At 61.9% G+C, this 7,778-nt stretch carries 5 protein-coding genes; 1 reads left to right on the top strand and 4 read right to left on the bottom strand.

Annotated features, from left to right (window positions below; translation table 11 throughout):
• Window positions 1-7: 7 nt before the first annotated feature.
• The 4 genes from ACJ8QI_RS14210 to ACJ8QI_RS14225 all read right to left on the bottom strand — a co-directional run bounded on the left by ACJ8QI_RS14210 (window position 8) and on the right by ACJ8QI_RS14225 (window position 6,290).
• Entirely contained in the window at window positions 8-2,248 is a 2,241-nt protein-coding gene (locus ACJ8QI_RS14210; protein WP_060419815.1) for a TonB-dependent receptor domain-containing protein, read from the bottom strand.
• Between the two features lie 121 nt (window positions 2,249-2,369).
• A complete protein-coding gene (locus ACJ8QI_RS14215) occupies window positions 2,370-4,496 on the bottom strand; it encodes a S9 family peptidase (protein WP_080435372.1) in 2,127 nt (708 codons plus the stop codon).
• A 54-nt stretch (window positions 4,497-4,550) separates the two neighbouring features.
• The gene (locus ACJ8QI_RS14220) at window positions 4,551-5,348 is read right to left on the bottom strand and encodes an energy transducer TonB family protein (protein WP_442532679.1); all 798 of its coding nucleotides are present in this window, start codon (window positions 5,346-5,348) and stop codon (window positions 4,551-4,553) included.
• A gap of 102 nt (window positions 5,349-5,450) precedes the next feature.
• Window positions 5,451-6,290, bottom strand: a complete 840-nt coding sequence (locus tag ACJ8QI_RS14225; RefSeq protein WP_187322735.1) for a ChaN family lipoprotein — start codon at window positions 6,288-6,290, stop codon at window positions 5,451-5,453.
• 177 nt (window positions 6,291-6,467) lie between these two features.
• Between ACJ8QI_RS14225 and mmuP the strand changes: the two genes are divergently transcribed.
• On the top strand, window positions 6,468-7,778 hold a 1,311-nt coding region (mmuP, locus tag ACJ8QI_RS14230; protein ID WP_442532680.1), incomplete at its 3' end, for an S-methylmethionine permease.

The following is a 7,778-nucleotide window of genomic DNA, read 5'->3' on the forward strand; positions in this document are numbered from 1 at the left end:
CTGCGGTTTAGAAGCGCACCTCCCCGCCGAAGATATAGGTGCGTCCACGGGCAGTGTTGGTCGGCGTCTCATACTGCGACTGCGACGGCAGCGAGTTCATCTTGTTCAGCGCGTCCGAGTAGTCTTTGTCCATCAGGTTTTGCACGCTGAGCTTCAACAGCAGATTGCGATTCACCTGATAGGTGCCGTACAGATCGATAATGGTCGGAATATGCGGCGCCGGCTCTTTCAGCAACTGCTCATTCTCATCGTAATCAGAGTCCGGCGACAGGCGCACCGATTTGCCGGTGTATTTCACTACCCCGCCCAGCGTCAGTTTCTCGTCCAGCAAGCGTACCCCGCTGTCCAGCGTGAAGTAGAATTCCGGCAGTTCGCTGACATCGCCCGCGCCGAACACGTTGCTAGCCTGGTTGGTCGGCTGGGAGGTATGCTCCTTGCTTAACGACAGCTTGGTGAAGGCGAAACCGGCGTCGTACAGCGCTTCGAGCTCCACCCCGCGCATTTTGACCGGTTCGGGGGCGTTACTGTACATGGTCATGCTTACGTTGACGTCCGCGTTATCCCACTCTTCCTGCGTCGCCTGCGAGCGGTTGCACTTCTGGCGGTTTTTACACACCAGGTAGGTTTGGCTGGATATGTAGTTTTTGATTCTGGTTTCGAAATAGACCGCTTTCAGCTGGAAACTGTCCTGCTTGAACAACAGATCGTGGGCATTGGCATTGAAACCGCCCTGCCAGGTCTCCGCTTTTTCGCCCTTCAGGAACGGGTTCATCGACTGGCCGCCGCTGTTGGCGAAGAACACCTCCTGGATATTCGGCCCGCGCATCGACTTGCTGTAGCTGACGAACGGTTGCAGCCACGGCGTTACCTGCGCCGACAGCATGACCGACGGGTTGAAGCCGTGTTCGTTGCGGTTGATATTGCCGGCGCCCTGCGGGAAGCACTCTACGCGCTCGTCACAGGCTGGCTTATAGCCGGAGAGGCGATAGGCGGTGTAGTTCAGATCGAAATTCCCCTGCCAGATGCCGTAGTTGGCCTGCAACCCGCTATACAGGCTGGAAATATCTTGCTTGCCCGACATTCCCACCGGCATGCTTTCCGCCTGATTGTCATCCGTCACCAAACCGGAGGCCTTTTTCTTATACTCGTTGCGCACCAGCTTGCCGCCGTAGCTGAAGGCGAAATCGACATCCTGCAGGCTGAAACGGCTGGTGTTGTTGATATCCAGCGCATCAGAGATGTTTTTCGCCGTGCTGTCGCTAAAGCCCGCCATGTTGTTGGACATGAATTTCTGCTCACCCCGGCTGGTGCTGGCGGTCAGGTTGAAATCGATCAGCTCCGAGAACGGCGCGTAGTGATATTTAAGGTAAAAATCGTCGCTGTCGATGTGGCGGCGGGTGATTTTATTCTGGTAGCTGCGCGCCGACAGTTCGATGCTGTTAAAGGCATCCGGCTTGATGTCCACCTTAAACAGCTGGGATTTCGGGTTCTGGCGGTAGGTTTTATCAACGTTGAACACCTCGCTGTCGAAACCGGCGCCGTTTTTGTAGTTGGAGGTGATGGAACTGCCGCTGATCGCTGCCATCGCTCCCAGGCTGCCGCCGTCGGCAAAGGCGGCGGTTTTGGCACCCACGGCGATCATGCCGCTGCGGCCGATGCCGTTATTGCCCACCGAGAATTTGGTGCGCACGCCGAACGGGTTATCGGAAAACACCACGTCGTCCACGCCGATAGTGCGGAAGTTGGCGCTGCCCGCCAGGGCGTTCACCCCTGCGGAGCCGGTGGCATTGCCGCGCGCCACGTCGACGCCGACGATAAAGTTAGGATCGATCAGCGCCCCGAACTGGCTGGTGGGCAATCCCCCGTGCGCTGCGTCGCTCGGCGAGTTGCCGTAGTAGTTTTGCGTGATGCCGTCGACCATGGTGTTGACCCGGCCAAAGCCGCTCAGGCCGCGAATATTGACGCTGACCGATCCCTGGCCGGGATCGATCTGGGTATAGGTGCCCGGCATGCTGCGCAGAATGCTGTCCACCGACTCCAGATTCTTGTTTTCATCGCGCGAGCTAAACGCGCCCGGCCGGGCCAATGCGTCTTTTTCGCTGCTCTTGCCGCTGTCGGCGGCCGAGACGTTGAGCGGGCTGAACGCCACGCTGCCTTTATTATTTTCCGCCTGTTCCTGCGCGGCCGCAGCCGGCCCGTACAGCGCCAGTCCCGCGCCGATCAGGCTCGCTATCATTTTGATTTTCATATATCCCCAGAAATAGCCAATAAGGTTTGATGGCCGACAATGCCCAGCAAAAAGCCCGCCGAAAGCGCGGTAAAAGGTTGTTATTGTTTTATTGCGCCGCAGCGTGCTGCGGCGCTAAAGGTTATTTCTGCGCCTGCCGGTCCGCCGCCAGAATAAAGGCATACTCCAGCGCGCCGTTTTCCAGCCGCGCCAGGCGGCCCGATTTGCCGCCGTGGCCGGCGGTCATGTCGGTGGAGAGCAGCAGCAGCGAATCGCCCTGCTTGAAGCGCCGCAGCTTCGCCACCCATTTGGCCGGCTCCCAATACTGCACCTGCGAGTCGTACAAGCCGCTGGTAACCAGCAGGTTCGGGTAACGCTGCTTGCGCACGTTGTCGTACGGGCTGTAGGACTTCATCAGCGCATAGGCGGCCGGCTGGTGCGGGTTGCCCCACTCCTCGTATTCCCCGGTGGTCAGCGGAATGCTGTCGTCCAGCATGGTGGTCACCACGTCGACGAACGGCACCTGCGCCACCACCGCGTTGTACAGCTGCGGCGCCTGATTGATCACCGCCCCCATCAGCAAGCCGCCGGCGCTGCCGCCCATGGCGTAGATGCGCCCCGGCTGGCCGTAGCCGTCTTTGATCAGCGCCTGGGTGGCGTCGATGAAGTCGTTGAAGCTGTTCGGTTTATGCGTCAGCTTGCCCTGTTTGTACCAGCTCTGCCCCAGCTCGCCGCCGCCGCGCACGTGGATCAGCGCATAGACGAAGCCGCGATCCAGCAGGCTGATGCGGTTGGCGCTGAACGCCGGATCCATGCTCATGCCATAAGCGCCGTAGCCGTACACCAGCAGCGGGTTATGCCCGTTTTTGAACAGCGATGTGCGGTACACCAGCGAGACCGGCACCTTCACGCCGTCGCGCGCCGTGACCCAGATGCGCTCGCTGTGATACAGGCTCGGATCGACGCCTTTCACCTCCTGCTGCTTCAGCAGGGTGCGCTCGCCCTTGTTCAGATCCCACTCATAGGTGCGGGTCGGCGTGGTCATCGCCGAATAGCCGTAGCGCAACCGATCGCTGTCCGGCTCCGGGTTATAGCCCAGCCAGGCCATGTAGCTGGCGTCATCGAACGGGATGGCGCGCTCGGTTTTGCCGTCCCAGCTGATTTGCCGCAGCTGCACCAGCCCGTTGGCGCGCTCCTGCACCACCAGCCAGTCGCGGAACAGGCTGAAGCTCTCCACCTCGTGCTGCGCCTGCGGCGCGATCAGCGTCTGCCAGGGTTTGCCCGCCGCCGCCGTGCGGTACAGGCCAAAGTTCGGATCCTGATGGTTAGAACGCAGGTAGAACTCGCCGCGGTAGTGATCGAGGTAATACTCGCGGCCGTTCTGCCGGGCGGCGAACAGCTGCGGCTCGCGCTGCGGCTGGTTGGCGTCGATCAGGCGCACCTCGGAGGTGGTGTTACCGCTGATGGTCAGAATCAGGTAATCGCGCGAGGACGAGCGGCCGAGGCTGAGGTAGAACGCCGGATCGTTTTCCTGGTACACCAGCTTATCTTCCGCCGTCGGCGTACCGTACTGATGGCGATAAACCTGGTATGGCAACAGCGTTTGCGGGTGGTTGCGCACGTAGAACAGGGTTTGGTTGTCGTTGGCCCACACCATGTTGCCGGAGGTGTTTTCCAGCGTTTCCGGCGACCAGCGTTCGCTGCCTATCTCACGCAGGGAGATGCGGTATTGGCGGCGGCCCTGCAGATCTTCGGCCACCGCCAGCCGGCGGTTGTCCTGGCTGACGTCCATCGCCCCCAGGCGATAGTAGGCGTGGCCGGCCGCGCGCTGATTGGCGTCCAGCAAGGTTTGCCACGGCGCGTCGGCGGTGAGCGCCTGGCGCTGATACAGCGCGAAATCTTTACCGGCGGCGTAGCTTTCCTGATAGCGATAGCCGTTGAGCTGATACGGCACCGAACGATCGTCAGGGTTCATGCGGCCCAGCATCTCCTGATACAGCGTGGCGCGCAGCTTCTGGTACGGCGCCATCATCTGCTCGGTGTAGCGGTTCTCCGCCTTCAGGTAGTCCAGCACCTTCGGCTCTTTTCGGCTGTCGTCGCGCAGCCAGTAGTAATCGTCGGTGCGCGTCTCGCCGTGCGCCGTCAGCGCTTTCGGCGCGCGTTCCGCCAATGGCGGCTGCGGTTGCGCCAGCGCGGCGCCGGCGATGCCTAAAGAAAGCCAGAGCGCGGCCGCGATGCGACGGCGCGGGGTGAATAACAGCGGATTCATAATCCCTCACGAAGTTTGAAGAGGCGCACGACGGCGATGCGGCGCCTGCGGGCATTAACGGCGGGCATTCAGCTCCGCCAGATTGAAATCGATCGGCATCGTCACCTTGACGGCTCCCTGCTGCAGCATCTCCGGCAGCGGCGGCGGCAACGGCTGGGCGCGTGACACCACCGCCACCGCTTCCCGATCCAGCGACGCGGTGCCGGAACGCACCTGCAGCATGACGTTCGAGACCCGCCCCTGCGCGTCGACGCTGAAGCTGACCTGCGGCATGCCGCTGCGCCGGCGGCTGCGGGCATCCAAAGGATAATCCTTGATGCGGTTCAGTTTGCCTTTCACCAGGCTCTCCCACGACAGTTTGGCCTGCGCGTTGCTGTTGGCGTCGCTGTTGATCGGTGCGGCGGTCTGATGGGAAAGCGTCTGCGCCTGCGGCGCGGCGGCGCTGGACGCGGCGGCATTGCGCGTCTCTTTGGCCTGTTCCTGCGGCTTCGGCTGCGATTTTTGCGGGGGGCGGTGTTCGGCGCGCTTCTTCTGCGCCGTCACGATTTTCGCATTCTCGGCGCGCGCCAGCTTGGGCAGATCCGGCTGTTGCTGCTGCTCCGCAGGCTGCGCCGCGGCGGATTCCGCCTGCTGCACGCCCAGCGGCAGCGGCTTGCTTTCCGGCGCTTCAATCTGCGCCGCCCAGCTCATCATCACCGCCGGCGGTGGCAGTACCACCGGCTCCAGCGCCGTCTGCGGCCAGTAAAACAGCAGCACCAACGCCGCGTGCGCCGCCAGGGCGAGCAGCAGGCCGCGCGCCCAGCGCGGCTGCGGCAGTTCAAAGGCCGGGAGGGAGTAAGACTGACTTAACATAGGGGCATTAGCTTGCTTAATTGCGAATGATTGCAGATCACATTTACTAATGATAATCATTTGCAACTATAATTAACACCCCTTTTCACTGTCTTAACGTATTCATTTCACTGATGGTGTGATCCACAGGTAGTCTGCGGTGTTCGCATCGACCTGTACGCCCGGCTCCGCCAACATCAGCACCGTCGGCGCCGCCGCCGGTTGCAGATCCCGCACGTGCAGCGGCACCCCCACCGATTTGGCGGCGTGATAGCCACCGGCGATCAGCAGCGCGGGCGTCGGCGCCGCCAGCAGACGTTCCGCCATGCGCCGGTCGCGCTGCTGCTGGATCGCCAACATCGCCTGCAGCTGGTCGGCCTCAATCTGGCCGCCGTGCGAAGTGCGGATGGTCTCTTCCAGCGCCTTGCGCACCGCCGGCTGCGCCGATAGCTGCCCCGCCGGGAACTGCGGCTGCTGATAGAACGCCGTAATCTCGCTGCGATCCAGGTTGGCCGACCACAGCGGGTAAGGCGCGCGCATCGCCGCCATCGTCACCCCGCTATACAGCTCCCACTTCCAGCCTGGCTGCCAGGCGATCAGCTCCGCTACGCGGCCGTCACGCACCGTGGGATCGCTCTGCAACCACTGCTTGACCTTGTCGACCTGCGCCTGTTGGTTCGGGTTGATCATCTCCATCAGCACGCTGCCCTGCGGCCGCCGCAGCGGCAGCTGCTGCACCAGCCATTGCTCAATCTGATGGTGGTAAGGATTATCATGCTTCTCCCCCAGGATCACCCGCGGCTGCTGCGCCAGCCGCGTCAACAGCTGCTCCGGCGTCAGGGTCGCGCCGCTGTGCAGATCGGTGATGCTCCCCAAACTCGCGACGTCGTTGGCCGGCGCCTTCACCGGCGCCTGGCTGCAGGCGCCGAGCGCCAACGCCGCCAATAAAATCAGGTATCTCATCATGTTGCCCCATTATCGAAAATGGCGACATTATAGATAATAATTATCATTTGCATATAGATCCGACTTAACGATTTTTTTACGCGGCGATCGCCGGCTGCGCATTGCGTTGAAAAAGCATTGCGGGTATAACCAATAGCCATTCAGATATTTAGACGTCTATACGGATAGATTATTATGCAACCATCGGCACCCGCCGCAGGACAGTTCAAACGCAGCATGAAGGCCCGGCACCTGGTGATGCTATCGCTGGGCGGCGTGATCGGCACCGGGCTGTTTTTCAACACCGGCTACATCATCTCCACCACCGGGGCGCTCGGCACACTGCTGGCCTACCTGATCGGCGCGCTGGTGGTGTATCTGGTGATGCTGTGCCTGGGCGAGCTGTCGGTGGCGATGCCGGAAACCGGCGCTTTTCACGTCTATGCTTCGCGCTATCTGGGGCCGGCCACCGGCTATGCCGTCGCCTGGCTGTATTGGCTCACCTGGACGGTGGCGCTCGGCTCCAGCCTGACCGCCGCCGGATTCTGCATGCAGTACTGGTTCCCGCAGTCGCCGGTGTGGCTGTGGTGCCTGATCTTCTGCGCGGCCATTTTCCTGCTCAACGTGGTGACCACCCGCTTTTTCGCCGAAAGCGAATTCTGGTTTTCGCTGATCAAAGTGGTGACCATTCTGGCGTTTATCATTCTGGGCGGCGCCGCCATGTTCGGCCTGCTGCCGATGAAAGACGGCACGCCGGCGCCGTTCCTGCATAACCTGACCGCTTCCGGCTGGCTGCCGCACGGCACGCTGCCGATCCTGATGACCATGGTGGCGGTGAACTTCGCCTTCTCCGGTACGGAGCTGATCGGCATCGCCGCCGGTGAAACCGAGAACCCGGAAAAAGTCGTGCCGCTGGCGATCCGCACTACGGTGATCCGCCTGATGCTGTTCTTTATCGGTACGGTCTTCGTGCTGGCAGCGTTGATCCCGATGGATCAGGCGGGGATCGTCAAAAGCCCGTTCGTGCTGGTGTTTGAACGCATCGGCGTGCCTTACGCCGCCGATATCTTCAACTTCGTGATCCTGACCGCCATCCTGTCGGCGGCCAACTCCGGCCTGTACGCCTCGGGGCGCATGCTGTGGTCGCTGGCCCACCAGCGCACCCTGCCGGCCTACTTTGCGCGCGTCAATGCGCGCGGCATTCCGATCAACGCCCTGACCTTCAGCATGCTCGGTGGCGTGCTGGCGCTGCTGACCAGCGTGATCGCGCCGGACACGGTGTTCGTCGCCCTGTCGGCGATCTCCGGTTTTGCGGTAGTGGCAGTGTGGCTGAGCATCTGCGCGGCCCACTTTGCTTTCCGCCGCGCCTACCTGCGCAGCGGCCAGCCAATAAGCGGCCTGAAATACCGCGCGCCCGGCTACCCGCTGACGCCAATCCTCGGCTTTGCGCTGTGCCTGCTGGCCTGCATCGGGCTGGCGTTCGATCCGGAGCAGCGCATTGCGCTC

Origin of the sequence: Serratia sp. CY84636, assembly GCF_052166245.1 — a bacterium.
GTDB lineage: Bacteria > Pseudomonadota > Gammaproteobacteria > Enterobacterales > Enterobacteriaceae > Serratia > Serratia nevei.

Bases quoted from the DNA above. Each gene is read 5' to 3' on its own strand.
- ACJ8QI_RS14210 (WP_060419815.1), bottom strand. From the start codon at position 2,248: ATGAAAATCAAAATGATAGCGAGCCTGATCGGCGCGGGACTGGCGCTG.
- ACJ8QI_RS14215 (WP_080435372.1), bottom strand. From the start codon at position 4,496: ATGAATCCGCTGTTATTCACCCCGCGCCGTCGCATCGCGGCCGCGCTC.
- ACJ8QI_RS14220 (WP_442532679.1), bottom strand. From the start codon at position 5,348: ATGTTAAGTCAGTCTTACTCCCTCCCGGCCTTTGAACTGCCGCAGCCG.
- ACJ8QI_RS14225 (WP_187322735.1), bottom strand. From the start codon at position 6,290: ATGAGATACCTGATTTTATTGGCGGCGTTGGCGCTCGGCGCCTGCAGC.